Genomic DNA, 26,670 nt, shown 5'->3' on the forward strand with positions numbered 1-26,670 from the left:
CGCATGCAGCGCCACGCCCCAGCACAGGGCCTGCGCCAGCGGTGTTCCGCGGGCGGCCAGCCCGGCCACGATCCCGGCCAGCGTGTCGCCCGAACCGGAGGTCGCGAGGCCGATGTTGCCGCCCTCGTGCTGCCACAGCGTTCCATCCGGCGCCGCGATCACGGTGCGCGCGCCCTTGAGCGCCAGCACCGCGTTCCAGCGTTCCGCGTACTCCCGCGCAAAGCGGTCCGGCTCGGCCAGGATCTCCTCCTTGGCCGCACCCGTCAGGTGCGCCATCTCGCCCGCGTGCGGCGTCACGATCACCGGCCGCTCGAAGCGCTCCTGCCGCTGCAGCAGCACGCCCATCGCGCAGGCGTCCAGCACGATGGCGGTGTCCTGCGCCCGCGGCAGCAGCCCTTCCACCAGCGCCGCCGTGGCCGCCTCGTCCTGCATGCCGGGCCCGATCAGCAGCGCGTCCACTTTCTCCGCCAGCGGATCGAGCCGCGCAACCGCGTCCGGCTTGCAGCCGCCGGCCTCGGTTTCTGCCAACCCCAGCACGCGCGATTCCGGAATCGCCAGCGCCACCAGCTGGGCCACCGAGGCCCCGGTGGCGATGGTCAGCTTGCCCGCCCCGGCGCGCAGCGCGGCGGTGGCCGCCAGGATCACCGCGCCCGGCATCTCGCGTGAGCCGCCGAGCACCAGCACATGGCCGCGGATTTCCTTGTCGCCACTGGCGTCCGGCATCGGCAAGGGCCAGGCGCGCAGTGCGGTGTCGTCTATGGTGTGGGGCGCGCGTTTGTTCATCGGTGCGCCACTTCACGCTTTGGCTGCCGCGGGCACGTCTTTTTGAACAGTGACCGGCGTGCCGGACTCTTCCAGCGGCGCGACAAAATTCACCAGGTCAACCACCAGCTTGCCGTGCTTGCCGCGCGTGCCATCGAAACGGTAGGAGGTGACTGAGCAGTTGGGCACGTCGCCCTGGCGGTCGAAGGTCAGGATCTCGTGTTCGGTCATGCGCTCCAGCAGGTAGCGGAAACAGTTGACGATCACCTGGTGGCCCACGATCAGCACCCGTTCCTGGCGGTACTCGCGCGTGATGGTGTCGAGCACGCTGCGCAGGCGCAGGATCACGTCGCACCAGCTCTCGCCGCCGGGCGGGCGGAAATAGAACTTGCCGACGTGGGCGCGCTGCTCGTGCAGTTCCGGGTATTTCTGCGCGATGCCGAGCGGCGTCAGCCGGTCGAGGATGCCGAATTCCTTCTCGCGCAGGCGCTCGTCGACGGCCACCACATCCGGTTCGTCGTCCATGTGCTCGAGCACGATCTGCGCCGTGTGCGCGGCGCGCACGTAGGGCGAATGCAGCACCACGTTGGGGCGCGCCTCGGGCGGCAGCTGGCCGAACCAGCGCGCCAGCGCGTGCGACTGCTGGATGCCGAGTTCGGAGAGGGGAGTGTCGACGTCGCGGGTGGCGACATCGATCAGCAGCGAGGATGCCGCCTCGGCGGCATCCCGGGCGACATTGCCCGCGCTTTGACCATGCCGCACCAGCCAGATTTGCTGCGGCCACTTCTGTTCCATCGCCAGCCTGTTTGTCCGTATTGATAGTCTCGCATTATGGACGTAACAATCTGCGGCTCAGCGCACGTTTCCGCTGGTCAGTCGAAGAGCTGGCGCGGGGCGCGGCCGCGTGGCCGACCGCGCTGTTTCCTGTACGAACGCGCGCGGCGCTCAGGTGGTCGGTTCCGCGGCGTCGAGATTGACCTCGGCGTCGCTGTGGAAGGTGGCCAGGTCGGTCTGGCCGAGCACGCGCGAGGTGAGGGTGCCGGCGGTGATGGATCCGCTGACGTTGAGCGCGGTGCGGCCCATGTCGATCAGCGGTTCGATGGAGATCAGCAGCCCGGCCAGCGCCACCGGCAGGTTCAGCGAGGACAGCACGATCAGCGCGGCGAAGGTCGCGCCGCCGCCCACGCCGGCCACGCCGACCGAGCCGACGGTCACGATCGCCACCAGCGGCAGCAGGAAGGCGAAGGTCCACGGATCGATGCCGACCGTGGGCGCGATCATCACCGCCAGCATGGCTGGGTAGATCCCTGCGCAGCCGTTCTGGCCGATGGTGGACCCGAACGAGGCCGCGAAGTTGGCGATCCCTTCCGGGGTGCCCAGGCGCGTGGTCTGGGCCTGCACGCTCATCGGGATGGTGCCCGCGCTGGTGCGCGAGGTGAAGGCGAACACCAGCACCGGCATGATGCGCTTCAGGTAGCGCACCGGCGGCAGGCCCACCGCCGCGATCAGCAGCAGATGCACGCAGAACATGATTATCAGCGCGCTGTAAGAGGCCGCCACAAAGCTCATCAGGTTGAGAATGTCCGCATAGCTGGAGCGCGCCACCACGTTGGCCATCAGCGCGAACACGCCGAACGGGGTCAGGCGCAGCACCAGCGTCACCATGCGCATCACGAGCGCATGCGCCACCTTGATGAAGTGCTCGAAGGAGGCAAAGATGTCCGGCTTCTTGCCCGCGATGCCGGTGGCGGACACGCCGATGAACAGCGAGAACAGCACCACCGCGATGGTCGAGGTCTTGCGCGCGCCGGTCAGGTCCAGGAACGGATTCTCGGGGATGAACGACAGGATCATCGCGGGCAGGGAAATGCCCTGGGCGGTCGACAGCTTGCCTTCCAGATAGACTCCACGCGCCGCCTCGGCGGTCGAGGACACCATGCCGATCGCAGTCAGCCCGTACAGCTTGGCCATCACGATGCCGACGATGGCGGCGACCAGGGTGGTCCCCATCAGCGTGCCGATGGTGATGGCGCTGATCTTGCCGAGCGAGGAGGCGTCCTTGAGCTTGAGGATGGCCGAGATGATCGACACCATGATCAGCGGCATGATGATCATCTGCAGCAGCTTGACGTAGCCTTCGCCGACGATCTCCAGATAGGCCCCGGTGTCCTTGACGATGGGGGCGCTGGCGCCATAGACCCCTTGCAGTACGGCCCCGAACAGCGCCCCCAGCGCCAGCGCGCTGAACACGCGGCGGGTGAACGTCTGGTGGGTCTGGTGCATGCGATAGAGCACGCCAAGGAGGAGGAGGGCAGCGGCGAGATTCAGGATCAGCGGCAGATTCATCGGGGGCCTTCGTATTGCGCAATCGAAGCATTCTATCGGCATTCTGCCGAGGCCGCTCGCGGTCGACTGCCGGGTTCGACAGCCGCGTAAACGCAACGTTGTTGACAGGGAAAGTCACGTGGGCAACACTGGCGTGTTCACTTTCTCGCGGAGCGAAAAATGCGTGTGTTGACGCTGGTGGTGCCGGTGATGCTGGTGGCCCTCGGAGGGCTGGGATTGAGCCAGGCGGCGCCCCAGGCGCTGGCGGCCGCGCCCGCTGCTCCCGCTGCTCCCGCTATGTCCGCCAAGCCGGCCGTGCCGCCGGTGACAGTCGAGGTGTTTACGCCCGCCGGCATGGTCAAGCAGGTGCGCCAGGTGGCCGTGCGCTTCACCGGCGAGGTGGTGCCCTTCGGCGACCTGCGCCTGGACGACCCCTTCACCGTTGATTGCGCCCAGCCCGGCAAGGGCCGCTGGGTGGACAGCCGCAACTGGAGCTACGACTTCGAGCGCGACCTGCCCGCCGGTGTGGCCTGCCGCTTCACGCTCAAGCCGGGACAGCATGCCGTCAGCGGCGCTGCGCTCGGCGGCCAAACAGTGTACGCGTTCACCACGGGCGGCCCGGCCGTGGTCCAGCAGATCCCGCGCGAAGGCGGACAAATCGACGAGAACCAGGTGTTCCTGTTCGGTCTCGACGCGCCCGCCACCGAGGACAGCATCCGCAAGCATGCCTGGTGCCGGATCGACGGCGTCGGCGAAAAGGTGGGCGTGCGTCTGCTGCAAGGGAAGGAGCGCGACGATTTCCTCGCCCACCGCCAGAGCTTCGTCGACCGCTACCTGCACGTGTGGTGGAAGGCGCGCGGCGTCGTGTTCCATACCGTGACCCCGGGCGCCGCGCCCAAGCGCAGCGAGATGCCGTTCGCCGTGCTGCAGTGCCAGCGCACGCTGCCCGCCGATAAGGATGTCGCCATCGTGTGGGATGCCGGGATCGCGACCGCTTCCGGCATCGCCACCACCGAGGCGCAAACACTGCCGTATCACGTGCGGCCGGACTTCACGGCGATGTTCCGTTGCCAGCGCGCGACCACCAAAGGGCAGTGCATTCCCTTCCTGCCCATGTCCCTGTCCTTCAGCGCCCCGGTCAAGCGCACGGACCTGCAGGGCATCCGCTTGACGGCACCCGATGGCAAGACCTTCGCGCCCATGTTCTCCGGCGAGGAGGCCAAGGCGGAGTATGTGAGCGAACTCGAATTCCGTGGCCCGTTCCCGGTCAAGTCCGCGCTCAAGCTGACCTTGCCCGAGGGCCTGCGCGATGACGCGGGCCGGGCGCTGGTCAACCGCGCCGCGCTGCCCGCGTCCGTGCGCACCGACGATAACCCGCCGCTGGTCAAGTTCCCGGCGCGCTTCGGCATCCTGGAAGCGAAGGGCGACCGCCTGCTGCCGGTCACGGTCCGCAATGTCGAAACCCGCCTGCGCGCGTCGGTCCAGCGCACGCCGCAGGACCTGCCCGCCGCTCCCGCGGCGCCGCCCAACACCACCGCAACAGCTGCCAGTACACCTCCAGCACAGTCCAGCGCACAGCCGGGCGACCGTACCGGTACAGCCGCGCCAAGCACACCGGCACAGGTGCTGCGTGTACCGGCACAGGACGATGCCGCCATCATCGGCTGGCTGCGCCGCATGGCGGGCAGCAGCTACGAGTATTGGGAGCCGCGCGAGCAGTGGGGCAAGGACCTGGACACGCCGCTGATCGGCAAGAAAGACCGCGCCGAGCGCATCGCCATCCCGCGCGGCCGCGGCAAGAGCGAGTTCGAAGTGATCGGCATTCCGCTGCGCCGCCCCGGCTTCTATGTGGTAGAAGTGGCCAGTCCATTGCTGGGCGCGGGCCTCAATGACGCGCCGCGCACCGCCAACGTCAGCGCCTCCGCGCTGGTCACCAACATGGCCGCCCACTTCAAGCACGGCGCCGCGAGCTCGGTGGTGTGGGTCACCTCCCTTGACCAGGGCCGCCCGGTGTCCGGCGCCGCCGTCACAGTGCGCGATTGCGACGGCAAGCAGCTCTGGCAGGGCCGGACCGATGCCAACGGTGTCGCCCGCATCGGCAAGGAGATCACGGCACGCTGCAAGCAGCAGGGCGAGCGCTATTTCATCAGCGCGCGCAAGGGCGAGGACATGACCTTCACCCTGTCCGATTGGCAGGGCGGGATCGAATCGTGGCGCTTCAATGTGCTCACCGGCGACCGGCACCAGGACAACACCATCGCCACCACGGTGTTCGACCGCACCTTGCTGCGTGCCGGCGAAACGGTCCACATGAAGCACTTCCTGCGCGAGCACACCATGCGCGGTATCGAGCTGCTGGACCCGAAGGCCAAGCGCCAGGGCAGTACCGGCAACTGGCATGCGCGTGCGCTGAAAATCGCGGACAGCTCGGCGCGCCCCGCTCAGATCCACATCGTGCATTCGGCCACTGATGAGAGGGTGGCCTTGCCTGTCAAGTGGACCGCCAACGCCACCTCCGAAAGCAGCTGGGCCATCCCGGCCGATGCCAAACTGGGAAGCTACGAGGTCTTCATCGGCGGCTTGTCCGCCGGTTCGTTCCGCGTCGAGCAGTTCCGCATTCCGACCATGCGCGGCTCGATCCAGGGGCCAAAGGAGGCGCAGATCGCACCGGCTGCGGTGCCGCTCGACCTGCAGCTGTCGTATCTGTCGGGCGGTGGTGCGGGCCTCGCCGCCGTCAAGCTGCGCACCGTGCTGGAGCCGCGCGAGGTGTCGTTTCCCGATCAGGAAGGCTTCCGGTTCTCCCGGGGCGATGTCAAGGAAGGCGTGGAGCAGAACCGCGGTTATAACGGCGACGATGAATGCTGCGACGAAGACAGCGGCGACGACGAGGGCCAGGAAGGCGACAGCGCGCGCGGCAAGGATGGCGTGAGCACCCGCCCTGTCACCCTCGACAAAGCCGGCGGCGCGCGTGTCACGGTCGACAAGTTCGGTACCGTGGATGCGCCCAAGGACCTGCTGGCCGAGATGTCCTACCAGGACCCGAACGGCGAGACGCTGACCGTGTCCCAGCGTGTGCCCCTGTGGCCCGCCGGCGTCATTGTCGGCATCAAGCCGGATGCATGGATGGCGACCAAGGATTCCGTCAAGCTGCAGGCGATTGCACTCGACGTGCAGGGCAAGCCGCTTGTGCACGCGCGCATCGCGGTCGACTTCTTCGAACGCGCGACCTATTCGCACCGGCGCCGCCTGCTCGGCGGCTTCTACTCGTACGAGAACAGTAGCGAAATCAAGCGCCTCGGCGAAGCTTGCGCCGGCGAGACCGATGAACGCGGCCTGCTGTTCTGCGACGTCAAGGCGCCCAAGGACGGTGAGCTGATCCTGCGCGCGCAGGCCACCGACAGTGCTGGCCGGATCAATAGCACGTACGCCGATGTGTGGGTGGCCGGGAACGCGGACCTGTGGTTCAGCCATAGCGACAACGACCGCATCGATCTGCTGCCGCTGAAGAAGCGCTACGAGCCGGGCGAGCAGGCCAGCTTCCAGGTGCGCATGCCGTTCCGCTCCGCTACCGCGCTGGTGACAGTGGAACGCGAAGGCGTGATCGAGACCTATGTGCGCCGCATCTCCGGCCAGAACCCGGTCATCACGATTCCGATGAAGGCCAGCTACGCGCCGAACGTGTACGTGTCCGCGCTGGTGGTGCGCGGCCGCGTGGCGGGTGTGCAGCCAACCGCGCTGGTGGACCTCGGCAAGCCCGCATACAAGATGGGCATTGCGACCGTGCGCGTGGGCTGGGCCGCGCATGAACTGAAGGTGCAGGTCACGCCGGACAAGCCGGTCTACAAGATCCGCGAGAAGGTGCCCGTCGCCGTGCACGTCACGCGCGCGGACGGCAAGGCTCTCCCGGCGGGCAGCGAGGTCGCCTTGGCCGCCGTCGACGAAGGCCTGCTGGAACTCATGCCCAACGAAAGCTGGAACCTGCTTGAGACCATGATGCAGCAACGTACCTTGCAGGTGGAGACGTCCACCGCGCAGATGCAAGTGATCGGCAAGCGCCACTTCGGCCGCAAGGCCTTCCCGCACGGCGGCGGCGGTGGCCGCAGCTCGGGCCGGGAGCTGTTCGACACGCTGTTGTTCTGGAAGGCGCGCGTGGTTCTGGACAAGAACGGCGATGCGCAGGTGACCGTACCGCTCAATGATTCGCTCACCAGCTTCCGCATCGTGGCCATCGCAAGCGGCGGCGCCTCGCTGTTCGGCAGCGGTGGCGCCTCCGTGCGCACCACGCAGGACGTGATGATGCTGGCCGGGCTGCCGCCGCTGGTGCGCGAGGGTGACCGCTTCCGCGCCGGCTACACGGTGCGCAACGCGTCCGACCGCGAGCTGTCCGTCGAGCTGCGTGCCAGCGTGGCGGCCGACCTCGGCAAGGCCGCCGCGCTGCCGGTGCAGACCGTGACCCTGGCCGCGGGCGAATCGCGCGACATCGGCTGGGACTACACGGTTCCCTACAACGTCGGCACGCTGGCGTGGGAAGCGACCGCGCGCGGCGGCGATAACGCCGACACGGTCAAGATCAAGCAGACGGTCAAGCCCGCGCTGCCGGTGCGCACGCTGCAAGCGACGCTGCTGCAGCTGGATCGCCCGCAGACCATGAAGGTGCAGGTCCCGGCGGATGCGGTGCCGGGCCGCGGCGGCATCGTCACGCGCTTCTCGGCCCGCATCGCGGACGAGATGCCGGGCGTGCGCGAGTACATGAAAGATTACCCGTACAGCTGCTTCGAGCAGGTCACGTCCAAGGCCGTGGCGCTGCGTGACGAAGAGATGTGGGACGCGAACATGGCATCGCTCCCGGCCTATCTTGATGGCGACGGCCTGGTGAAGTACTTCACGCCGATGCTGTACGGCTCCGATACGCTGACCGCCTACGTGCTGAGCGTGGCGGACGAAGCAGGCTACGGCATCCCCGATGAACTGCGTACCCGCATGGAAGAGGGCCTGGCCGGCTTCGTGCGCGGGAAGGTGATACGCTATTCCGCCATGCCGACCGCCGATGTCGCGGTGCGCAAGGTCGCCGCCCTGGAAGCGCTGTCGCGCCGCGGCCTGGTGCAGCCGGACATGACCGAGTCCTTCACCATCGCGCCCAACCTGTGGCCGACGGCGGCCGTCATCGACTGGTACCTGGTCCTCCAGCGCACACCCGCGCTGCCGGACCAGCAGAAGCAGCTGCAGCAAACGGCATCCATCCTGCGGGCGCGCCTCAACCTGCAGGGCACCACCATGGGCTTCTCGACCGAGCGCACCGACAACTGGTGGTGGCTGATGATGTCCGGCGACGCCAACGCCAACCGCCTGCTGCTGGCGATGCTCGACAACCCCGCCTGGCAGGCCGACATGGGCCGCCTCGCGCGCGGCGCCATCGGCCGCCAGCGCAAGGGCAAGTGGAATACGACTGTGGCCAATGCCTGGGGCGTGCTGGCCATGGAGAAGTTCTCGGAAAAATTCGAGTCCACGCCGGTGACGGGACAGTCGCTGGCCACGCTGGCGGGCAAGCAGAAGGCGGTGCGCTGGACGGAGAGCGCCGCACCGGCGGACCTGGTGGCTACGCTGCCGTGGCCGAACGTTGCGCAGGATCTGACGCTGAGCCACGCAGGCACCGGCAAGCCGTGGGTGGTCGTGCAGAGCACCGCCGCGATTCCGCTCAAGGCACCGCTGACGACCGGCTTCCGCGCGACGCGCACCATCACGCCGGTGGAGCAAAAGCAGGCGGGCGTGTGGTCGCGCGGGGACATCTACCGCGTGCACCTGGATCTGGAATCGCAGGCGGACATGACCTGGGTGGTGGTGGACGATCCGATTCCAGCGGGCGCCTCGACCCTCGGCGGGGGCCTGGGCCGCGATTCGGCCATCGCCACCACGGGCGAGCGCCAGCGCGGCTGGGTGTGGCCGGCCTTCCAGGAGCGGAAGTTCGACGCGTTCCGGTCGTACTACGAGTTTGTCCCAAAAGGAAAGTGGAGCGTCGAGTACACGGTCCGCCTGAACAATCCGGGCCAGTTCCAGCTTCCGCCCACGCGCATTGAGGCGATGTACAACCCGGAGATGTTTGGCGAATACCCGAATGCTCCATTCACTGTGAAGCCGTAAGTGCCGCGTTACATCGCCGTCCTGTTGGCCGCCTGCCTGGCCGTTCCCGCGCTGGCCGTGCCTCCGGCCAGCGGGCCGGTGCCCGTTGCGTCCGCGCCAAGGACCGCAGCGGCCGGGCTGCCTACGCTGGCCGAGGTGCGCGCCGGGTACCAGCCTTCCGATGCGGTGCTGCTGGACCGCGCTGGCCAGCCGCTGCGAGCCCTGCGCCTGGACCTGACGGCGCAGCGTGCGGCGTGGACAGCCTTCGACGACATCTCGCCCGCGCTGGTCACGGCCATCATCACCGCCGAAGACCAGAACTTCATGACCCATAGCGGCGTGGACCTGCTGGCGATGGGCAAGGCTGCGTGGGAGAATCTGTTCCGCTCCCGCCCGCGCGGTGCATCGACGATCACGATGCAGCTGGCGTCCCAGCTCGACCCGGCGCTGCAGCCGGGCGCCGGTGGCCGCACGCTGGGCCAAAAGTGGAACCAGATGAAGGCCGCACGCGAGATCGAAGACACCTGGTCCAAGCGCGATGTGCTGGAGGCCTATCTCAATCTGGTGCCGTTCCGGGGCGAGTTGCGCGGTATCGGCGCGGGCTCGCGCGGCCTGTTCGGCAAGGCGCCCTCGGGGCTGGATAAGACCGAGTCCGCGATCCTCGCCGCGCTGGTGCGCTCGCCGTCCGCGCCGCCCAAATTGGTCGCGCGGCGCGCATGCGCGCTGGCGCAGGAACTGAAGCTGACAGTCGCCTGCGCGGCAGTCACGTGGGAGACGGAGAAGGCGCTGAGCCGCCCCTCTGAGCCACGCTCGTTCAGCGCCAGCGGCGCCGTCGCCCGCCAGCTCCTCAAGCCCGGCAAGGGTGCGGTGCGCAGCACGCTGGATGCGGGCATGCAGCGCTTTGCGGAGGAAGCCCTGCGGCGCCAGCTCTCCATGCTCGGCGAACGCAATGTGAACGATGGCGCACTGGTCGTCCTCGACAACGCCAGCGGCGAGATCCTGGCCTGGGTCGCCAACGCGGGCAACAGCGACGTGGATGGGGTCACTGCGCTGCGCCAGGCCGGGTCCACGCTCAAGCCCTTCCTGTACGAGCTGGCGTTCGAGCGCCGCGTGCTGACGGCGGCGTCGATCCTGAATGACGCGCCGATCGAGGTGGCGACGGTGGGCGGCATGTACGTGCCCCAGAATTACGAGAAGGACTTCAAGGGCCCGGTCAGCGCCCGCACCAGCCTCGCGAGTTCCCTCAACATTCCGGCCGTGCGTACGCTGATGCTGGCGGGCCTGGACCGCTTCCACGAACGCCTGCGGACTCTCGGAATCCGCACGCTGACCGAGGCGCCGGACTATTACGGCTACTCGCTGGCACTGGGCTCCGGTGAGATCACTCTGCTGGACTTGGCCAACGCCTACCGGGCACTGGCCAACCATGGCTTGTATGGCACATCGACGCTGGTCGCGCGCCCGACCGAGAAACCGCAGCGGGTGATGGACGAGAAGGCCGTTTTCATCGTCAGCGACATTCTTTCCGATCGCGCCGCCCGCAGCCTCACCTTCGGCCTGCGCAACGAGCTGGCGACGGGCTACTGGGCGGCGGTGAAGACCGGCACGAGCAAGGACATGCGGGACAACTGGGCGGTCGGCTATTCGGACCGCTACACGGTGTGTGTCTGGGTCGGCAACTTCAATGGACGCCCGATGTGGGACGTCTCCGGCGTGACCGGTGCCGCGCCGGTGTGGCGCGATGTGATGGACTACCTGCACCGCAGCCAGCCCTCGCTCGCGCCGCGCGCGCCGCAAGGTGTGACCGGCATCGGCGTGGCCTTCGAACCGGCGGTCGAGCCGCCGCGCAACGAGTGGTTCATCGCCGGGACCGAGATGGCGAGGGTCGCCGTGGTCCCGCTCCACGAACGCGCGCCGCGCATCGTCTATCCTGCGCCGCACGCCATTCTCGCCGCCGACCCCGACATCCCCGATAACCGCGAGCGGGTGTTCTTCCACGCCGAAGCCGGCCAAGGCCTGCGCTGGCAGCTCGATGGCGCGATTCTCGCGGAGGCGGAGGACGACTACCGCTGGCAGCCCATCCCCGGCAAGCACACCCTCCAGCTCATCGACTCCACCGGCCACCCTGTCGCCCAAAGCGACTTCACCGTCCGCGGCACCCGCTGATTGCAGCCTGGTGAGCTGCGGAGCGCTCAATCGCTTTTATGATCGGTTCGCCACTCGAACTGACGCTTTTCGTTCCTGTTCATACTCTTGAACGGGACGGGTGATACGCAAACGCGCGCGTTGGAATCTCGAATGCACTCTTCGGCTGTTGCGAACGACCGCAAAAGCGCGCGAAGGAGTGCTACCTGCACTCGTTCGAGTGCGAAAGAGTGCGAAAGAGTGCGTGCGAGGCGGTTTCCTCATTTTTTGAAGTGAGTGCGCCGGTGCCCTGTACTGGACGCGGAGCAGGCGGTCAGGTAGGCTCTGGCCCCGATCTTTTGTGGAGCCTATATGCACGTCCTGCCGCGCCGCTTGCTGGCGCTTGTCGCTGCCGCTGCCGTGACTCATGCTGCTGTCGCTGCCGCCCCGGTTTCGACCCCGGCAACCTACCGCACCGTCAACCTGATGCCTGAGTTCTGGTCTTTCTACGACAAGGCCAGGACTCTGCCCGTCGATGCGCAAGGCGCCGTGTTCGCGCGCACCGTGGTCAAGAGTCATCCCGAAGTCTACAACCATGCCGTGATCGGCGGCGACACCAGCAAGCCGTTCGAACAGATGGTCGCGGACCGCTACGTGAAGGTGCAAAGCCTGATCGGACCACGCATGGATTTGATGCGCGAAGTGTCGGCACGGATTGGCCAGGACCTGCCGCGCTACGAAGCGCGCTTCCGCAAGACCTTCCCGGACCTGGCCTACAAGGGAGAGCTGTACTTCATGTACTCGCTCGGCGGCTTCGATGGCGCGACCCGCAAGGTGCACGACCAGACTGCGTTGCTGTTCGGCCTCGACATGATCACCTGGGTCTACGGCAAGGATGCGGACCCCGAGCCGTTCTTTGACCATGAGCTCTTCCACATCTATCACAAGCAGTATCCGGATCCCGCTCCCGGTTACAGCGACAAGTTCGTGACTGCGCTGTGGGGCGAGGGCTTGGCCATGCACGTGGCCCAGACCATGAATCCGCAAGCGCACGGCGTGGCGATCTTCGGCCTGCCGCGCAATACGCCGGAGCGCGCGCAAGCCATGGTGCCCGCGCTGGCCCGCGATATCCGCGGCCTGCTCGACTCGACCTCGCCGGACGATTACAAGCGCTTCTTCCTGGGCTCCAGCGAGCAGGCCGAAACCCCGTCGCGCTCCGGCTATTACGTCGGCTTCCTGGTCGCGCAGAAGCTGGGCCAGCGCCACTCGCTGCAGGAGCTGGCGCACACGCCAGTCAGCAAGCTGCGTCCCGAGATCGAAGCGGCGCTCGACGAACTGGCACAGGCCCGCTGACACCGCAGCCGCCGCGCATAGCCAGCGCGCTCGCCGTCGCGCACCGTGCCCCTGCACATTACGCCCACGCCCAGTGCGCCGGCCAACCCGGCGCCACAACCCCGCGCGGCCTGTTACCTTAGCCATTCACTCAACAGCAGGAATTACTGAAAGCGGACGCATGAGGGCAGGGCGGAAAGAGCAGATCTGGGGAATGGTGGCGTGGGTGCTGGTCACCTTCGCGGCGGCGGGACTGGGTGCGTGGGCCTCGGTGCACGCTGCGGAGTTCTATGCGCAGCTGAACAAGCCGGAATGGGCGCCACCAGCGGGCGTGTTCGGCCCTGTGTGGACGCTGCTGTATGCGCTGATGGCATGGGCCGTGTGGCTGGTGTGGCGCATCCGCGGCTGGTCCACCGCGCCGCGGACGCTGGCGCTGTATCTCGGGCAGCTGGCCGCCAATGCCCTCTGGAGCTGGCTGTTCTTCGGCTGGCATCTCGGCGCCGCTGCCTTCATCGAAGTGCTGGTGCTGTGGCTCCTGATTGCGGCTACCATCGTCGCCTTCCACAAGGTGCAGCGCTTCGCGGCCTGGCTGCTGGCGCCGTATCTCGCGTGGGTGAGCTTCGCCACGGCTCTCACGTTCGCGGTCTGGCGCGCGAATCCGGCACTGCTGGGCTGAGATCGGACGCCGCGCAATCCTCGGCCGCGTGCCATGCTAGACTGCCCGCGACCTCCACGCGCCTGCATCCGCCCATGAAGCCATCCGCCAGCCTGCTGCACCTGGTTCAATCGATTGAACGGGAGACCAACGGCTGGCCGCGGCCCATGGCACGGCGCCGCTTCCTGCAAGCCGCCCTCGCGCTGGCCGGCACGCAGATCGTGGGCGCCTCGCACAAGGCGCAGGCCCAGGCCCAGCCTCTACGCTTCGTCGGCTACCCATTCACACTCGGCGTGGCGTCCGGCGCGCCCCGCCCGGACAGCGTCGTGCTCTGGACCCGGCTCGCGCCCGCGCCGCTGCTGGAAGACGGCGGCATGCCGCCCGAGCGCGTGATCATCAACTGGGAACTGGCCGAGGACGAAAAGTTCGCGCGCATCGTGCAGCAAGGCCGCATCCACGCCGCGCCCGAACTCGCGCACAGCGTGCACGCAGAAGTGACCGGCCTGCGGCCCGGCCGCTGGTACTGGTACCGCTTCATCGCGGGCGGGGAGATGAGCCCCGCCGGCCGCACCCGCACGGCGGACGTGCAGGCGGACCGGCTGCGCTTCGCCGTCGCCTCCTGCCAGCAGTACGAGCAGGGCTACTTCTCGGCCTACCGCCACATGTCGAAGGAGGACCTTGACCTGGTGGCCTTCCTGGGCGACTACATCTACGAATCGAACTGGGGCAGCAATCTGGTGCGCCGGCATGCCACGGGCGAGCCGGAAACGCTGGCCCAGTACCGCATCCGCCACGCACAGTACAAGACGGACGCCGACCTGCAGGCCATGCACCACGCCGCGCCGTGGATCGTGACCTGGGACGACCACGAAGTCGACAACGACTACGCGGGCGACCAGTCCGAATACCTGGACCCGCGCTTCCTGCTGCGCCGCGCGGCCGCCTACCAGGCCTACTACGAGCACATGCCCGTCCCGCGCAGCGCGCTGCCGCGCGGCCCGCACATGCGCATCTACGACCGCTACTCGTTCGGCAGCCTGGCCCAGTTCCATGTGCTGGACGACCGCCAGTACCGTACCCCGCAAGCGTGTCCGCGCATGGGCATGGGTGGCGCGTCGGTCACGGAAAATTGCGCCGGGCGCATGGACCCGAAACTGGACATGCTCGGCGCCGCGCAAGAGCAATGGCTGGCCGATGGCCTCAAGGATTCGCGCGCGCTGTGGAACGTGCTGGCCCAGCAAACCCTGCTCGCCCCCTTCGGCCGCCAGACCGCGCACGGCACCACGCACTGGACCGACGGGTGGGACGGCTACCCGGCCGCGCGCACGCGTCTCACGCGCTTGCTGGGCGACAGCCGCGCGTCCAACCCGCTCGTCATCGGTGGAGATGTGCACTGCCACCACGCCGCCAACATCCTCTACGATTTCGACAAGCCCACCTCGCGCATCGTGGCCAGCGAATTCGTGAGCACGTCCATCACCTCGGAAGGCGATCCGATCGAGATGATCGAAGCGGGCAAGACCAACAATCCCCACATGCTGCTGTCGGACGCCCGCCGGCGCGGCTATATCATGATGGAGCTCGGGCGCCAGCGCGCGCGGGTGGACATGCGCGTGATCGACAGCGAGAAGGTGAAAGAGAGCCGCGCCAGCACGCTCGCCGCGTTTGAGGTGGAGGCGGGCAAGCCGGGCGCACGGCAAATCCAGGCATAGCGAACAGCATACAAGCGGAGGACAGCATGACGACTTTGACGAACCGTCCCAGCACGGCACTGCTGGTGGTGGATGTGCAGCACGACGTGGTGGCGCAGGCGCATCAGCGCGATGCGGTCATCGCCAACATCAATACGCTGATCGACAAGGCGCGGCGCGAACATGTGCCGGTGATCTGGGTGCAGCACCACGACGAAGGTCTGGTGCGCGGCAGCGCGGCGTGGAAGCTGGCGCCGGAGCTGCATCCGCTGCCGGCGGAACCGATCGTCGAGAAGCAGTACGGCGACGCCTTCGAGGACACCGTGCTGGAGGAGCAGCTTGGCCAGCTCGGCGTAGGCCGGCTGTTCGTGACCGGGGCGGAGACCGATGCCTGCATCCGCTCGACCATCCACGGGGCGTTTACGCGCGGGTATGACACGGTGCTGGTCAGCGATGCGCACACCACCAGCGACCGCACGGAATGGGGCGCGCCGCCGCCGGGCGACGTGATCGCGCACACCAACCTGTACTGGAACTACCAGGCCGCGCCTGGGCGCAAGGCAGGGACGGCGAAGACGGCCGAGGTGGACTTCAGGGGCGCTTGACGGGAAGACCGGCCATCCGCTCGAGCTGAACAGGCACCAGCCTGGCCGGTCCATTCGCGGGCCAACCGGTGCGCGCCTCGGCGCGGACGGTCGTGCGGCCGCTAGCTGGCGCGAGGCTCCAGCGCAGTCGTCCACTCGATGACTTCGACGCCCGGCGGGAGCGCGTGCGCCAGCAGACGCTCGACCTGGGCGCGCGAGGTGGCCGCCAGGCCCACGCGGCGCTCCGGTTGCCATTCGGCGGCCTCGTCGTCGGGCTGGTGCTCGTGGTCGTGCGGACGGCCTTCGCTGCAGGCCTTGCAGATCGTCTGGTAGCTTGCGGTCCAGTCCTCGGCGTACATGCCGTCACGATCGGCGGCGTCCTGGAAGGCCTGCATGGCCTCCTCCGTGGGTACGTCGAGCATGACCTCGAAGGTGCCGAAGGGACCCGGCTGGAACAGTTCCAGCACGTTGAAGACGGGGACATCGCGGTCGCCGTCCTTGCGGTAGCCGGCCGGCGCGCCGTCGTGCAGCACGATGTCCTTGAAGCGGTAACCCGATTCGGGCAGCGGCACATTCAGGAGGCGGGCCCGCGCCGGGTCGATGCGGCGCGACCACACCACTTCACCCTGGCCGTCAGGATTCAGGCGCACCGGCGTCACGCCGAAGTTGTCCTCGATCTCGCCCTCGACGGGGCCCTGCAGCTGGATGCCATAGCGCTGCCACATGGCGCGGGCCGTCGTCCAGTCGCGCAGCGCGGTGGCCGCGATCGCGGCGTTCCAGATGGCTGCCTCGTTATTCTCCGGCGCCAGCTCCAGCGCACGCTGGTTGGCGCGCAGGGACTCGTCCCATTGGCCCAGGTACTTCAGCTGCAGCCCCAGGTTGTACCAGGCGTGCTTGCGTTCGGGCTCCAAGGCCAGCAGGGTGCGGTAGTGCGCGACGGCGCCCGCGCGGTCGCCCGCTTCGCTGGCGGCGAGGGCGGCATCGAACAAGGCATCGGCGTCAGGCGGGGTGGACGAAACGGAAGGCATGCGCGGTCCTGTCGAGTGAAGTCAGGCGCGATTGTACAGCGGGGGAGGGAGGGGAATCGACTAGCCGGAGCCAGCGCACGTCTGCGCGGTCCGGCACGCCCTGCGTCGTGGCCAGTAACGCGGCAGGCGGATCTCGTCTGATGGTGTACTACTTCGGCATGCTTCTGGACCAGCCGCTGCCAGGGCTGTTAACGTACAAAGGGTTAGCCGGAGCTAACCCTTTGCCTTGACTATTCGTGGTAGGCCGTGCGGGATTCGAACCTGCGACCAACGGATTAAAAGTCCGCTGCTCTACCAGCTGAGCTAACGACCCGAAAGAAGCAAAATTATAGGGCCGGGTGAGTCATCTGTCAAATGCCATCCCGGCCAGTTGTGTCACCCGCGGACTTACTTCAGCGCCTTCAGCCGCTCCTTGGCGGTGGCGGCGGCCGGGGATTCGGGGTACTTCGACACCAGCGATTGCAGCGTCTTCTTGGCATTCTTCTTGTCCTTCAGCTCCAGGTAGCTGCTGGCGATGTTGAGCATCGCATCCGGTGCCTTGGGGCTGTCGGCGTAGTTGCTCACCACGTCCTGCTGGGCGGCGATGGCGGCCTTGTAATTCTGCGCGGCGTAGTGCGCATTGCCGAGCCAGTACTGGGCGTTGGCGGCATAGCCGGAGCCGGGGTAGCGGCGCACGAAGTCGCCCAGCTCGCGCGCGGCGGCGGCGTAGTCGCCACCCTTGAAAGTCTCCATCGCGCCTTCATAAGCCTTCTGCTCGCCCGGGTCGACCTCCACGGTCTTGCCTTCCACGGTCACTTCGCGCGGCTCCAGCTTCTTGATGCGCGCGTCGAGATCCGCGTACAGCTCCTTCTGGCGCTTCTCGACGGTGGCGATGGCATTCTGCAGCACTTCGATCTGGCCGCGCAGCTTGGCGATTTCGGCCAGCGTGGCTTCGTGCTGGTTGGTGAAGTCGAGGGCGGCGGAGCGATCGAGCTTGTTGTCCGACATGCGGGCGATGCGCGCGTCGAAGTCCTTCGACAGGGCGTCGACCTTGGCGCGCAGGTCGAGGATGGCCTTGCGGGCTTCGTCGTCGTCAAACACTCCCGCATGCGCGGTCACAGACGCGAAGAGAAAGAGGGCGGCGAGAGGTTTCGAAAGTTTGAACATAAGGGGCTCTTTCAAATGCAAACGGCAAGCAGTCTGCACCGCTTGCCGCTGCATTGTCAATGCGCTGATTTTAAGGTTTTTGGTGGAGCTGGTGCTCCACCAAAAATATAACTTCAGTTGTCAATGCGCGCCCGGAACGCCGGGCGCTGCGGTGGTGTTACTGATAGACGATGTCGGCGCGGCGGTTTTCAGCCCACGCGGCTTCGTCGTGGCCCATGGCCTTGGGCTTTTCCTTGCCCAGCGAGACGGCTTCCATCTGGGTCTCCGGCACGCCCAGGGCGGCCATCGACTTGCGCACGGCCTCGGCGCGCTTCTGGCCCAGGGCCAGGTTGTACTCGGTGCCGCCACGCTCGTCGGTGTTCCCCTGGATCAGGACCTTGCGGGCCTTGTTCTTGGTCAGGTAGCCCGAGTGGTTCTCGACCACCGGCTTGCCGTCGTCGCGCACCACGTAGCTGTCGAAGTCGAAGTACACGCTGCGCTTGGCCAGCACGCCATTCGGATCGTTCAGCGGGTCGGTGGAGCCGGTTTCCACCGGCTTCACGTCGCGGGCGTCAGCCACCGGCGGCGGCGGCGGAGCGACCGGCTTTTCGACGACCGGTGCCGGCTCGTTCAGTTTGACGGGCGAGCTGCACGCGGCCAGGACGGCGGCGGTGGCGATGATGAAGGCGACGCTCTTCAAGTTCTGCATGATCTTCTCCTTATTGGTTCAGGCTCGGTTAAAAGGCTTACTTCACTTCATGAACGGGCCCCAGTTGGGCTCCCGGATCGTCCCTGCGTTGGTGGTGAGGCGCTGCTTGACGCGCCCATCGACCGACACCACGGCTAACGATTTGCGGCCTCCCGCACCGGTCGCGTACATCAGGTACTTGCCGTTGGGGGAGAAAGAAGGTTCGGTGGCCGAATCGGCCAGGCGCAGTTCCTGGCCACTGGCCAGGTCCATCGCATACAGCGCGAAGTCGCCGTTGCGCTGCGAGACCCAGGCCAGCGTCTTGCCATCGGAGGACAGGCGCGGGGTGATGTTGTAGCTGCCGTTGAAGGTGACGCGCGTCGCGTTGCCGCCGCCGGCCGGCATTTTGTAGATCTGCGGGCCGCCACTGCGGTCGCTGGTGAAGTAGATCCACTGGCCATCGGCCGACCATTGCGGCTCGGTGTCGATGCCCGCGCTGTTGGACACGCGGCGCAGGCCGGAGCCGTCGGAATTCAGCGTGTAGACCTGGGTGTGGCCGTCCTTGGATAGCGCCACCGCCAGCTTGGAGCCGTCCGGCGACCAGGCCGGGGCCGAGTTGGAGCCCTTCTGGTTCACCACGATCTTGCGGCTGCCGGTCATCAGGTCCTGCACCCAGACCACGGCCTTCTTGGCCTCGAAGGAGACGTAGGCGACCTTGGTACCATCCGGGGACCAGGACGGGGAGATGATCGGCTCGTTGGACGATACGGCGACCTGCACGCCCATGCCGTCCGCGTCGGCGACTTCCAGCCGGTACATGCGGCCCGCGCGGTTCTCGTTGACGTAGGCGATGCGGGTGGCGAAGGCGCCGCGCACGCCGGTCAGTTTTTCGTAGACGTCGTCCGCGATTTTGTGGGCCGACAGGCGCGTGTAGCGCTCCAGCGTGGCCTGGTTCATGGACGACAGTTCGCCGCTGTTGACGGTGTCGAACAGCTTGTAGCGCACGTCGTAGCGGCCATCGGCCATCTTCGACACGCTGCCCGCGACCAGGGCGCGCGCGCCAGCGGCCTTGAACTTGCCGTAGTCGATCGGGCCCTTTTCGGAGATGGCGCCGCCGGCGTCGATCACCTTGAACACGCCGCTGCGTTCCAGGTCGGCCTTGATCACTTCCGACACCTGGGCGGGCGCAATCGATTCATCGGCAAAGGCGGCAACGGCCACCGGGATCTGGGTCGAGCCCACCCCGGAGATTTCAAAGCGCAGCTGCGCGTGCGCGGCGGTGCCGACGAAGGCGCCCACCAGGATCACGCCGCGGGCCAGGTTCTTGGCAAAGTTCATCCTCATTCTTCCTTCAGCTTGAATATCGGTTCAATCGTGCGCTCGACCGAGCCATCCTTCTTCTTGGGCAGCGGCGAGGAGGCGGTGATGGCCTGCTCGACGGCGCGGTCGTACTCGGGCACGCCGCTGCTCTGGATCTTCTTGTAGCCGATGACCTCACCGGTCGGCAGCTGGGTGATGCGGTAGATCGCGGTCGGGTTGCCCGGCAAATCGCGGCTGCCGCCGTAGATGATGTTGCCCTTGATCTTTGCGGTCAGGCTGGCGATGTAGCCGGAGTCGCTCTTCGGCGCCGTCGATTTCGATGCGGTGCCGTGCGCGCCCAGCGAGGCGGTGAAGCGCTTGATCTCATCGTCGCGCAGCTTGGCCAGGCGTTTTTCTTCCGCGGCCTTCTTCTCCTTGGCCAGCTTGTCGGCCTTGTCCTTCGCCGCCTTCTCTTCGGCGAGCTTCTTCTGCTCTTCCTTCTTGAGTTCTTCCTCGCGCTTCTTCTGCTCCGCGAGCTTCTGCTCCGCGATCTGCTGTTCCTTCAGCTTGCGCGCCTTCTCGCGTTCCAGCGCGATGTCGGGCGGCTTGGGCGCGGGCGGCTCTTCCACTTTCTGCACGGGCGGCGGCGGGGGCGTGGGCTCCGGCTTGACCTCGGGCTGGGGCGGAGGCGGCGGGGGCGCGGCCATCTCGGTCTTCACGTCCCACACTTCCGCTTCCACGGCCACCGGCGCATTGTTCTGCCAGCGGATGCCGAACCACAGGAAGAACAGCAGCAGCCCGTGCACGGCCAGCGCCAGCACGGTCGAGGACCATGCCTTGGGTTCCGGCGGGACCTGGTAGGGGACGCCGCCTGCAGCTGCCGGGTTCATCGCCTTGGCCTCACTTGGTCGCCAGCCCCACGCGGTTGATGCCGAGCCGCTTGGCTTCGGACACGAGCTGGATCACGTCGTCGTACTTGCTGTCCTTGTCGCCGGAGATCATGACCGGCATGTCCGGGTTATCCGCATGCAGTTCGCGCAGGCGCGCCACCAGCGCGGCGCGGTTGGGAAATCCTTCGACCGCGCGCGGGTTCTTGCCGTTCACGCCCATCTGCAGGTCCGCATTGGGCTTGAGGATGATCTGGATATAGTCGTCCGGCGGCAGCGCGGACTTTTCGGCGCGCGGCAGGTTGATCACGCTCGGGCTGTTCGCAGGCGGGATGACCATGAAGATAATCAGCAGCACCAGCATCACGTCGATGTAGGGCACGACGTTGATCTCGGACTTGAACTTGCGGCGCCGTCCGCCGCGCAGGCTGCTGGAGAAGGAGGTGGCCATGGTCGTTGTCCTTGAGGGTCCTTTGGCTCTCTGTCCTCAGCGCGACTGGCGCTGCAGGATGTTGGAGAACTCCTCGACGAAGCTTTCAAAGCGGATCGCCAGGCGGTCGATGTCGTGGGTGAAGCGGTTGTACGCCACCACCGCCGGGATTGCGGCGAACAGGCCGATCGCGGTGGCGATCAGCGCCTCGGCGATGCCCGGCGCCACGGCGGCCAGGGTCGCCTGCTGCACGTTGGCCAGGCCGCGGAACGCGTTCATGATGCCCCACACGGTGCCCAGCAGGCCGACGTACGGCGAGACCGAGCCGACCGAGGCCAGGAAGTTGAGGTGGGTGTCCAGCGCATCGAGCTCGCGCTGGAAGGCGGCGCGCATGGCGCGGCGGGCGCCGTCCAGCACCGCGCCCATGTCCAGCTGCTCGCGCGCGGCCTGCTTGCCCTTGATGTACTCACCCATGCCGGCCTCGAAGATGCGGGCCAGGGCGCCGGACTGGTCGCGCTGGCTGCTCGCGCTCTGGTGCAGGGTGTGCAGGTTGCCGCCGGCCCAGAAGGTGCGCTCGAACTTTTCCGTTTGCGCGCGCGCGGCGCGGATGGTGAACATTTTGCGGAAGATGTAGCTCCAGCTGACCAGCGACACCCCCAGCAGCAAGGCCATGACCAGCTTGACGATGATGTGGGCATTGGCGATCAGCGAGATAAAGTCGAGATCCTGGGTGGCGTTCATTGACTGTTGATTGTTATTTGACTGGTTATTCGGAGTGAGCGGCGCGCATGACCTGGGCCACCGAGTCGGGCAGGGCGCGCGGACGCAGGGTCGTGCGGTCCACGCAGCCTGTTTTGACGCGGGCGCTGGCCAGCAGGACGTTGGCGCACCACGCTTCCTGGACGAACTCGACCGACGCGCGGCCCAGTTTTTCAATTCGTAAAGTTAAGTTTAGTACATCGTCCAACTTGGCTGGCGCATGATACTCGACGGCCGCGCTCTTCACGACGAACAGGGCGCCGTCCTCTTCCTTCAGGCGTTCCTGGCTGGCGCCGGCGGCGCGCAGCCATTCGGTGCGGGCCCGTTCGAAGAATTTCAGATAGTTCGCGTAGTACACGATGCCACCGGCGTCCGTGTCTTCATAGTAGACCCGGACCGTCCAGTCAAAGGCTGCAGGCATGGCGGTTGTCGTTGATGAGCGTGGGAAACATTGTACGCGATTTTGTTCTTTTTAATGTACGCCAGCGTACATAGCTGGACAGTTGGTTCCCCTCTGGCGGGGGTGGGCTGTTGCCAAGGCGCGATTAGTAGACTGCACACGACGGCGGAATGCCAAGGTCTGTAACAACTTCTCACATTTGGCAGTATTGATGGCGCCCAGAGGTGCGCGCTTCCTGCCGCGATTTTGAACGTGCTAAGGTGAAGCGATGAGATGGGAGGCTGCCATGTTCAAGCGTGAATACACTTTGAAGTTGTCCCGCGAATCGGACGACGCATTGACCAGCATTGCTGAGCGCAGCGGCATGAGCCGTTCCGAGGCTCTGAATCGGGCGCTGATGCTCTTAATGCTTGCTGACGAGGAGCGGACGCGGGATCCGCGTCGCACGCTCGCAGTCGTGTCTGGACGAGGACCAACGCTTCGCGTGCATGAGGTGATCGAGGGGATCTTCAATGGCTGACGAGGTCTTGTCGCCACCGAGCACCGAATTGCATGTGCCCCTGACCGAACGGCGCCGGTCTCCGCAAGCCGAGATTAGCGGGAAGGAACGGCTGGAGTTGGCCAGGCAGATTCTGGTCGGGCTGGCGCTGTTCTGCGCGTTCATTCTGGTCGGCTATGGTTTTAACCCAAGCAGCAAAGCATTCCAGGCGATGTTCGAGCTGGTCAAGATCGGCGCGCTGCCGGTCTTGACGCTGATGTTGTCGTTCTACTTCCCGCACGCGCATAAGCACGAGAAATAGGGCACAGGGCCGCGCGGGCCTACGTGCTGCGCTTGATGTTGAAGGCGCCGAAGCCCTGGCAGGTCGGCATCATCTCGATACTGTTGATATTGACGTGCGCGGGCAGGGTGGCGATCCAGAACGCCGTCTCGGCGATATCCCTGGCAGTCAGCGGCGTGGTGCCTTCATAGACGGAAGCCGCCTTCGCATCGTCTCCCTTGAAGCGCACGTTGGAGAACTCCGTCCCCCCGCACAACCCCGGCGCCAGGTTGGTCGCCCGCACCCCCGTCCCCACCAGGTCCGCCCGCAGGTTCAGGGTGAACTGCTCCACGAACGCCTTGGTCGCCCCATACACATTCCCGCCCGGGTACGGATAGTGCCCCGCCACCGAACCGATATTGATGATCGTCCCCGCGCCCCGCTCCACCATCCCCGGCAGCACCGCGCGCGTCATCGTCACCAGCCCCTTGCAGTTGGTGTCGATCATGGTCTCCCAATCCTCGAGCGGGCACTCGTGGGCTGGCTGGGTGCCCAGCGCCAGGCCCGCGTTATTGACCAGTACATCGATCTGCCGCCACGACTGCGGCATCACCGCCAGCGCATCCTCGATCGAGGCCTTGTCCGTCACGTCCATCTCCACCGGCAGGCAGTTCTCGCCCAGCTCCCGCGCCAGCGCCTGCAGCCGGTCCACCCGGCGTGCCGCGATCACCGCCTGGTGTCCGGCGCGGACGAAAACGCGCGCCATTTCGGCGCCGAAGCCGGCCGATGCGCCGGTGATGAACACGATCATGGGATGCCCTTCGAGTGACAACGTGGGGATAATCGCGGCATTGTATATGAAAGTGACAAGTTCCACCGGCCCTCGCCCGGTGTCCACGAAGGGTATTGCCAGCTGCCCCACAAGTTGCCCGCCAGCGTGAACTCCCTTACAATCTCGGCTCCATTTACCGTCTCACGTAACTGGCGAAAAGCCGCGCGCCACCCCGCGCTGGCAGGTGGACGACCACCGAGGGAACGTGAGGCATCAAAACAAGCCGTTCGCCTGGGCAGCCACGATGGAAAGCGTTGCGGCTGCCCTTTTGTTTGTTTGGTTCAAGCAAACGGCTCGGCATCCCGCTTATTCGAATCCGCCATAACTACCATTGGAGTTTGATTCATGTTCGCTCAAGATCACACGCTGGCCAAAGTCGACCCGGAACTGTGGGATGCCATCAAAAAGGAAAACGTCCGCCAGCAGGACCACATTGAACTGATCGCGTCCGAGAACTACACCTCGCCCGCGGTCATGGAAGCCCAGGGCTCCCAGCTGACTAACAAGTACGCCGAAGGCTACCCCGGCAAGCGCTATTACGGCGGCTGCGAATTCGTCGACATCGCCGAGCAGCTGGCGATCGACCGCCTGAAGGCGCTGTTCGGCGCCGAAGCGGCCAACGTGCAGCCGAACTCCGGCTCGCAGGCCAACCAGGGCGTGTTCTTCGCCATGCTCAAGCCGGGCGACACCATCATGGGCATGTCGCTGGCCGAAGGCGGCCACCTCACGCACGGCATGGCACTGAACATGTCGGGCAAGTGGTTCAACGTCGTCTCGTACGGCCTGACCCCGGACGAAGACATCGACTACGACAAGATGGAGCAGCTGGCGCGCGAGCACAAGCCGAAGCTGATCATCGCGGGCGCCTCGGCCTTCTCGCTGAAGATCGACTTCGCGCGCTTCGCCAAGATCGCCAAGGAGATCGGCGCCTACTTCATGGTCGACATGGCCCACTACGCAGGCCTGATCGCCGCGGGTGTGTACCCGAACCCGGTGCCGCACGCGGACTTCGTCACCTCCACCACCCACAAGTCCCTGCGCGGCCCGCGCGGCGGCGTGATCCTGATGAAGGCTGAGCACGAGAAGGCCATCAACTCGGCGATCTTCCCGGGGATCCAGGGCGGCCCGCTGATGCACGTGATCGCGGCCAAGGCGGTGGCGTTCAAGGAAGCGGCTTCGCCGGAGTTCAAGGAGTACCAGCAGCAGGTCGTGAAGAACGCGGATGCGCTGGCGAAGGCGCTGATTGCACGTGGCCTGCGCATCGTGTCCGGCCGCACCGAGTCGCACGTGATGCTGGTGGATCTGCGCGCCAAGAACCTGACCGGCAAGGAAGCGGAAGCGATCCTCGGCCAGGCGCACATCACCGTCAACAAGAACGGCATCCCCAACGACCCGCAGAAGCCGTTCGTCACCTCGGGCATCCGTCTCGGTTCGCCGGCCATGACCACCCGCGGCTTCAAGGAAGCGGAAGCGACCCAGGTGGGCAACCTGATCGCCGACGTGCTGGATAATCCGCACGACGCCGCGACCATCGACCGTGTGAAGGCGGAGGTCAAGAAGCTGACCGACAAGTTCCCGGTGTACGAGTCGTACGCGCGCTAAGCAGGGTAATCGCCGGCGATGAAATGCCCCTTCTGTCAGCACGAGGATACCCAGGTCCTGGAGACGCGCGTCTCCGAGGAAGGGGATGCGATTCGCCGGCGCCGCCGCTGCGGCAAATGCGATAAACGGTTTACCACGTTTGAACGGGTCGAGCTGTCGATGCCGATCATCGTGAAGAAGAACGGGATGCGCACCGAGTATGCGGCGTCCAAGCTGCGCGGGTCGCTGATGCTGGCCCTGCGCAAGCGTCCCGTGGCCGCCGAGTCAATCGACATGGCGGTGTCCTCGATCGAGGAAAAACTGCTGACCAGTGGCCTGCGCGAAGTCGATTCGGGCTTCGTGGGCGAGCTGGTGATGCAGGAGCTGAAGCGGTTGGACAAGGTGGCGTATATCCGCTTTGCTTCGGTCTACAAGAACTTCGAAGACCTCAACGAATTCCAGGAAGCGATTGCCGAAGTGGGGCATGAGCGCAAGGGCCGCAAGGCGTCTTCCTGAGGCTTTTACTCCCCGTTTGGTTCCCCGTGCACGCTTGAGGCAGCTCAGGCGGGCGTAGCCACGTCCTGTTAACGTCCTCGCGGTGCTGCGCAATGACGCGGCGGGGAGGGGAGCATGGAAGGGACGAAGGTGCGCGCCCTGCGCGCTGATGTGGCGCGCGCCGGGGCGGTATCCAGCGGGTGGCCGTGCGGGTTCTCGCTGGTCGAGGTGCTGGTGGCCATGTGCGTGCTGGCAGTGGGCGTTCTCGGCGCCATCGCGACCCAGGCGGCCACCCTGCGCACGCGGCATGAGACGCGCCTGGCGTCGCAGGCCGTGGTGCTGGCGCAAGGCCTGGCGGACCAGATGCGCGCCAACCCGGCCATCTTTCACGGCACGGATGCCGACAACCCTTACCTCCAAATCGATTTCGACGCTGGTTCCGCTGGACAGGGCGGCGGCGCGGGAAGCGGTTCGGGCAGCGGGGCCGGGGCTGGCGCGGGCGGAGCGGCCAATGGCGCCGCCGTTGGGGCTTGTGCAGATGCGCCTTGCGATCCAGGCGCCGCAGCGGAAGCGGATGCTGCGGCCGTGGTGCAGTCCGTCGCCGCCGCCTTCCCTGGCGGCCGCATCGTCGTCTGCCGCGACACCATCCTGGCTGCCGGCCAAGTGCCGTGGGCGTGCACGCCGTCCGCTGGTGCGCCAGTCGTCATCAAGATCGGCTGGCTCGCCCGCAGCACCAGCAGCCGCACCGCGCCTGCTGCCGCGGCCCCGCGTCTCGTGCTCGCGGTCCCGGACGTGGGA

23 protein-coding genes, 1 tRNA gene and 1 riboswitch are annotated in these 26,670 nt (G+C 66.5%); of the genes, 11 read left to right on the forward strand and 13 right to left on the reverse strand.

The window, feature by feature from the left end; translation table 11 throughout:
* The 3 genes from E4L96_RS21530 to E4L96_RS21540 all read right to left on the reverse strand — a co-directional run.
* A partial coding sequence (locus tag E4L96_RS21530; RefSeq protein WP_135209275.1) for an NAD(P)H-hydrate dehydratase occupies positions 1-783 on the reverse strand: 783 nt, incomplete at its 3' end.
* A 12-nt stretch (positions 784-795) separates the two neighbouring features.
* A complete protein-coding gene (locus E4L96_RS21535) occupies positions 796-1,557 on the reverse strand; it encodes a histidine phosphatase family protein (RefSeq protein ID WP_135209276.1) in 762 nt (253 codons plus the stop codon).
* Positions 1,558-1,707: 150 nt separating this feature from the next.
* Positions 1,708-3,108 carry an L-cystine transporter gene (locus tag E4L96_RS21540; RefSeq protein ID WP_135209277.1) on the reverse strand — a complete coding sequence of 467 codons (1,401 nt, stop codon included), beginning with the start codon at positions 3,106-3,108 and terminating at the stop codon, positions 1,708-1,710.
* Positions 3,109-3,267: 159 nt separating this feature from the next.
* Here E4L96_RS21540 and E4L96_RS21545 point away from each other — a divergent pair, with 159 nt between their 5' ends.
* The 6 genes from E4L96_RS21545 (at position 3,268) to E4L96_RS21570 (ending at position 15,611) form a co-directional block, all read left to right on the forward strand.
* Positions 3,268-9,225 (forward strand): alpha-2-macroglobulin family protein, encoded by a 5,958-nt coding sequence (locus E4L96_RS21545; RefSeq protein WP_229414688.1) that lies wholly within the window; start codon positions 3,268-3,270, stop codon positions 9,223-9,225.
* Complete coding sequence (pbpC, locus tag E4L96_RS21550) at positions 9,226-11,370, forward strand: penicillin-binding protein 1C (protein WP_229414690.1); 2,145 nt, start codon at positions 9,226-9,228, stop codon at positions 11,368-11,370.
* Between the two features lie 330 nt (positions 11,371-11,700).
* Positions 11,701-12,681, forward strand: coding sequence for a DUF2268 domain-containing putative Zn-dependent protease (locus E4L96_RS21555; protein ID WP_135209278.1), 981 nt, complete (start codon positions 11,701-11,703; stop codon positions 12,679-12,681).
* Between the two features lie 193 nt (positions 12,682-12,874).
* Entirely contained in the window at positions 12,875-13,336 is a 462-nt protein-coding gene (locus E4L96_RS21560; protein ID WP_229414692.1) for a TspO/MBR family protein, read from the forward strand.
* 74 nt (positions 13,337-13,410) lie between these two features.
* Positions 13,411-15,027, forward strand: a complete 1,617-nt coding sequence (locus tag E4L96_RS21565) for an alkaline phosphatase D family protein (RefSeq protein WP_135209280.1) — start codon at positions 13,411-13,413, stop codon at positions 15,025-15,027.
* A gap of 26 nt (positions 15,028-15,053) precedes the next feature.
* On the forward strand, positions 15,054-15,611 hold the full coding sequence (locus E4L96_RS21570) for an isochorismatase family protein (protein WP_135209281.1): 558 nt from the start codon (positions 15,054-15,056) through the stop codon (positions 15,609-15,611).
* Positions 15,612-15,712: 101 nt separating this feature from the next.
* Here the strand turns inward: E4L96_RS21570 and E4L96_RS21575 are convergent, their stop codons facing one another.
* The 9 genes from E4L96_RS21575 to ybgC form a co-directional block, all read right to left on the reverse strand.
* Entirely contained in the window at positions 15,713-16,618 is a 906-nt protein-coding gene (locus E4L96_RS21575; RefSeq protein ID WP_135209282.1) for a tetratricopeptide repeat protein, read from the reverse strand.
* A gap of 237 nt (positions 16,619-16,855) precedes the next feature.
* Positions 16,856-16,931 (reverse strand) — tRNA-Lys (locus E4L96_RS21580).
* 74 nt (positions 16,932-17,005) lie between these two features.
* A complete protein-coding gene (gene ybgF / locus E4L96_RS21585) occupies positions 17,006-17,764 on the reverse strand; it encodes a tol-pal system protein YbgF (RefSeq protein WP_135209283.1) in 759 nt (252 codons plus the stop codon).
* Positions 17,765-17,921: 157 nt separating this feature from the next.
* Positions 17,922-18,452, reverse strand: coding sequence for a peptidoglycan-associated lipoprotein Pal (gene pal / locus E4L96_RS21590; protein WP_135209284.1), 531 nt, complete (start codon positions 18,450-18,452; stop codon positions 17,922-17,924).
* A 42-nt stretch (positions 18,453-18,494) separates the two neighbouring features.
* On the reverse strand, positions 18,495-19,775 hold the full coding sequence (gene tolB / locus E4L96_RS21595; protein ID WP_370660759.1) for a Tol-Pal system beta propeller repeat protein TolB: 1,281 nt from the start codon (positions 19,773-19,775) through the stop codon (positions 18,495-18,497).
* Positions 19,772-20,620: a cell envelope integrity protein TolA gene (tolA, locus tag E4L96_RS21600; RefSeq protein WP_135209286.1), complete on the reverse strand. Its 849-nt coding sequence runs from the start codon at positions 20,618-20,620 to the stop codon at positions 19,772-19,774. Before tolA ends, tolB begins: the two co-directional genes overlap by 4 nt.
* A gap of 10 nt (positions 20,621-20,630) precedes the next feature.
* The gene (locus E4L96_RS21605) at positions 20,631-21,068 is read right to left on the reverse strand and encodes an ExbD/TolR family protein (protein ID WP_135209287.1); all 438 of its coding nucleotides are present in this window, start codon (positions 21,066-21,068) and stop codon (positions 20,631-20,633) included.
* A 36-nt stretch (positions 21,069-21,104) separates the two neighbouring features.
* Positions 21,105-21,788, reverse strand: a complete 684-nt coding sequence (tolQ, locus tag E4L96_RS21610; RefSeq protein WP_135209288.1) for a protein TolQ — start codon at positions 21,786-21,788, stop codon at positions 21,105-21,107.
* A gap of 25 nt (positions 21,789-21,813) precedes the next feature.
* Positions 21,814-22,227, reverse strand: coding sequence for a tol-pal system-associated acyl-CoA thioesterase (gene ybgC, locus E4L96_RS21615; RefSeq protein WP_135209289.1), 414 nt, complete (start codon positions 22,225-22,227; stop codon positions 21,814-21,816).
* A 265-nt stretch (positions 22,228-22,492) separates the two neighbouring features.
* Here ybgC and E4L96_RS21620 point away from each other — a divergent pair, with 265 nt between their 5' ends.
* Together E4L96_RS21620 and E4L96_RS21625 are read left to right on the forward strand one after the other, a co-directional pair.
* Positions 22,493-22,726, forward strand: coding sequence for a ribbon-helix-helix protein, CopG family (locus E4L96_RS21620; RefSeq protein ID WP_135209290.1), 234 nt, complete (start codon positions 22,493-22,495; stop codon positions 22,724-22,726).
* Entirely contained in the window at positions 22,719-23,006 is a 288-nt protein-coding gene (locus E4L96_RS21625) for a hypothetical protein (protein WP_135209291.1), read from the forward strand. Before E4L96_RS21620 ends, E4L96_RS21625 begins: the two co-directional genes overlap by 8 nt.
* Before the next feature lie 19 nt (positions 23,007-23,025).
* Here E4L96_RS21625 and E4L96_RS21630 read toward each other — a convergent pair whose 3' ends face one another.
* The gene (locus tag E4L96_RS21630) at positions 23,026-23,775 is read right to left on the reverse strand and encodes an SDR family oxidoreductase (protein ID WP_135209292.1); all 750 of its coding nucleotides are present in this window, start codon (positions 23,773-23,775) and stop codon (positions 23,026-23,028) included.
* A 156-nt stretch (positions 23,776-23,931) separates the two neighbouring features.
* Positions 23,932-24,040: riboswitch (ZMP/ZTP riboswitch) on the forward strand.
* Between the two features lie 101 nt (positions 24,041-24,141).
* Here E4L96_RS21630 and glyA point away from each other — a divergent pair.
* From glyA to pilV, 3 genes are all read left to right on the forward strand, one after another.
* On the forward strand, positions 24,142-25,398 hold the full coding sequence (gene glyA / locus E4L96_RS21635; protein WP_135209293.1) for a serine hydroxymethyltransferase: 1,257 nt from the start codon (positions 24,142-24,144) through the stop codon (positions 25,396-25,398).
* Positions 25,399-25,416: 18 nt separating this feature from the next.
* Positions 25,417-25,893: a transcriptional regulator NrdR gene (nrdR, locus tag E4L96_RS21640; protein ID WP_135209294.1), complete on the forward strand. Its 477-nt coding sequence runs from the start codon at positions 25,417-25,419 to the stop codon at positions 25,891-25,893.
* Between the two features lie 114 nt (positions 25,894-26,007).
* Positions 26,008-26,670, forward strand: a 663-nt coding sequence (gene pilV, locus E4L96_RS21645; RefSeq protein WP_135209295.1) for a type IV pilus modification protein PilV, incomplete at its 3' end; no start/stop codon positions are given.

It is taken from the genome of Zemynaea arenosa, assembly GCF_004614185.1.
GTDB classification, from domain to species: domain Bacteria; phylum Pseudomonadota; class Gammaproteobacteria; order Burkholderiales; family Burkholderiaceae_D; genus Telluria; species Telluria arenosa.

What these genes read in the sequence shown, in the direction of transcription:
- E4L96_RS21535 (WP_135209276.1), bottom strand. Translation starts at nt 1,557, where the DNA reads ATGGAACAGAAGTGGCCGCAGCAAATCTGGCTGGTGCGGCATGGTCAA.
- E4L96_RS21540 (WP_135209277.1), bottom strand. Translation starts at nt 3,108, where the DNA reads ATGAATCTGCCGCTGATCCTGAATCTCGCCGCTGCCCTCCTCCTCCTT.
- E4L96_RS21545 (WP_229414688.1), top strand. Translation starts at nt 3,268, where the DNA reads ATGCGTGTGTTGACGCTGGTGGTGCCGGTGATGCTGGTGGCCCTCGGA.
- E4L96_RS21555 (WP_135209278.1), top strand. Translation starts at nt 11,701, where the DNA reads ATGCACGTCCTGCCGCGCCGCTTGCTGGCGCTTGTCGCTGCCGCTGCC.
- E4L96_RS21560 (WP_229414692.1), top strand. Translation starts at nt 12,875, where the DNA reads ATGGTGGCGTGGGTGCTGGTCACCTTCGCGGCGGCGGGACTGGGTGCG.
- E4L96_RS21565 (WP_135209280.1), top strand. Translation starts at nt 13,411, where the DNA reads ATGAAGCCATCCGCCAGCCTGCTGCACCTGGTTCAATCGATTGAACGG.
- E4L96_RS21570 (WP_135209281.1), top strand. Translation starts at nt 15,054, where the DNA reads ATGACGACTTTGACGAACCGTCCCAGCACGGCACTGCTGGTGGTGGAT.
- E4L96_RS21575 (WP_135209282.1), bottom strand. Translation starts at nt 16,618, where the DNA reads ATGCCTTCCGTTTCGTCCACCCCGCCTGACGCCGATGCCTTGTTCGAT.
- ybgF (WP_135209283.1), bottom strand. Translation starts at nt 17,764, where the DNA reads ATGTTCAAACTTTCGAAACCTCTCGCCGCCCTCTTTCTCTTCGCGTCT.
- pal (WP_135209284.1), bottom strand. Translation starts at nt 18,452, where the DNA reads ATGCAGAACTTGAAGAGCGTCGCCTTCATCATCGCCACCGCCGCCGTC.
- tolB (WP_370660759.1), bottom strand. Translation starts at nt 19,775, where the DNA reads ATGAGGATGAACTTTGCCAAGAACCTGGCCCGCGGCGTGATCCTGGTG.
- tolA (WP_135209286.1), bottom strand. Translation starts at nt 20,620, where the DNA reads ATGAACCCGGCAGCTGCAGGCGGCGTCCCCTACCAGGTCCCGCCGGAA.
- E4L96_RS21605 (WP_135209287.1), bottom strand. Translation starts at nt 21,068, where the DNA reads ATGGCCACCTCCTTCTCCAGCAGCCTGCGCGGCGGACGGCGCCGCAAG.
- tolQ (WP_135209288.1), bottom strand. Translation starts at nt 21,788, where the DNA reads ATGAACGCCACCCAGGATCTCGACTTTATCTCGCTGATCGCCAATGCC.
- ybgC (WP_135209289.1), bottom strand. Translation starts at nt 22,227, where the DNA reads ATGCCTGCAGCCTTTGACTGGACGGTCCGGGTCTACTATGAAGACACG.
- E4L96_RS21620 (WP_135209290.1), top strand. Translation starts at nt 22,493, where the DNA reads ATGTTCAAGCGTGAATACACTTTGAAGTTGTCCCGCGAATCGGACGAC.
- E4L96_RS21625 (WP_135209291.1), top strand. Translation starts at nt 22,719, where the DNA reads ATGGCTGACGAGGTCTTGTCGCCACCGAGCACCGAATTGCATGTGCCC.
- E4L96_RS21630 (WP_135209292.1), bottom strand. Translation starts at nt 23,775, where the DNA reads ATGATCGTGTTCATCACCGGCGCATCGGCCGGCTTCGGCGCCGAAATG.
- glyA (WP_135209293.1), top strand. Translation starts at nt 24,142, where the DNA reads ATGTTCGCTCAAGATCACACGCTGGCCAAAGTCGACCCGGAACTGTGG.
- nrdR (WP_135209294.1), top strand. Translation starts at nt 25,417, where the DNA reads ATGAAATGCCCCTTCTGTCAGCACGAGGATACCCAGGTCCTGGAGACG.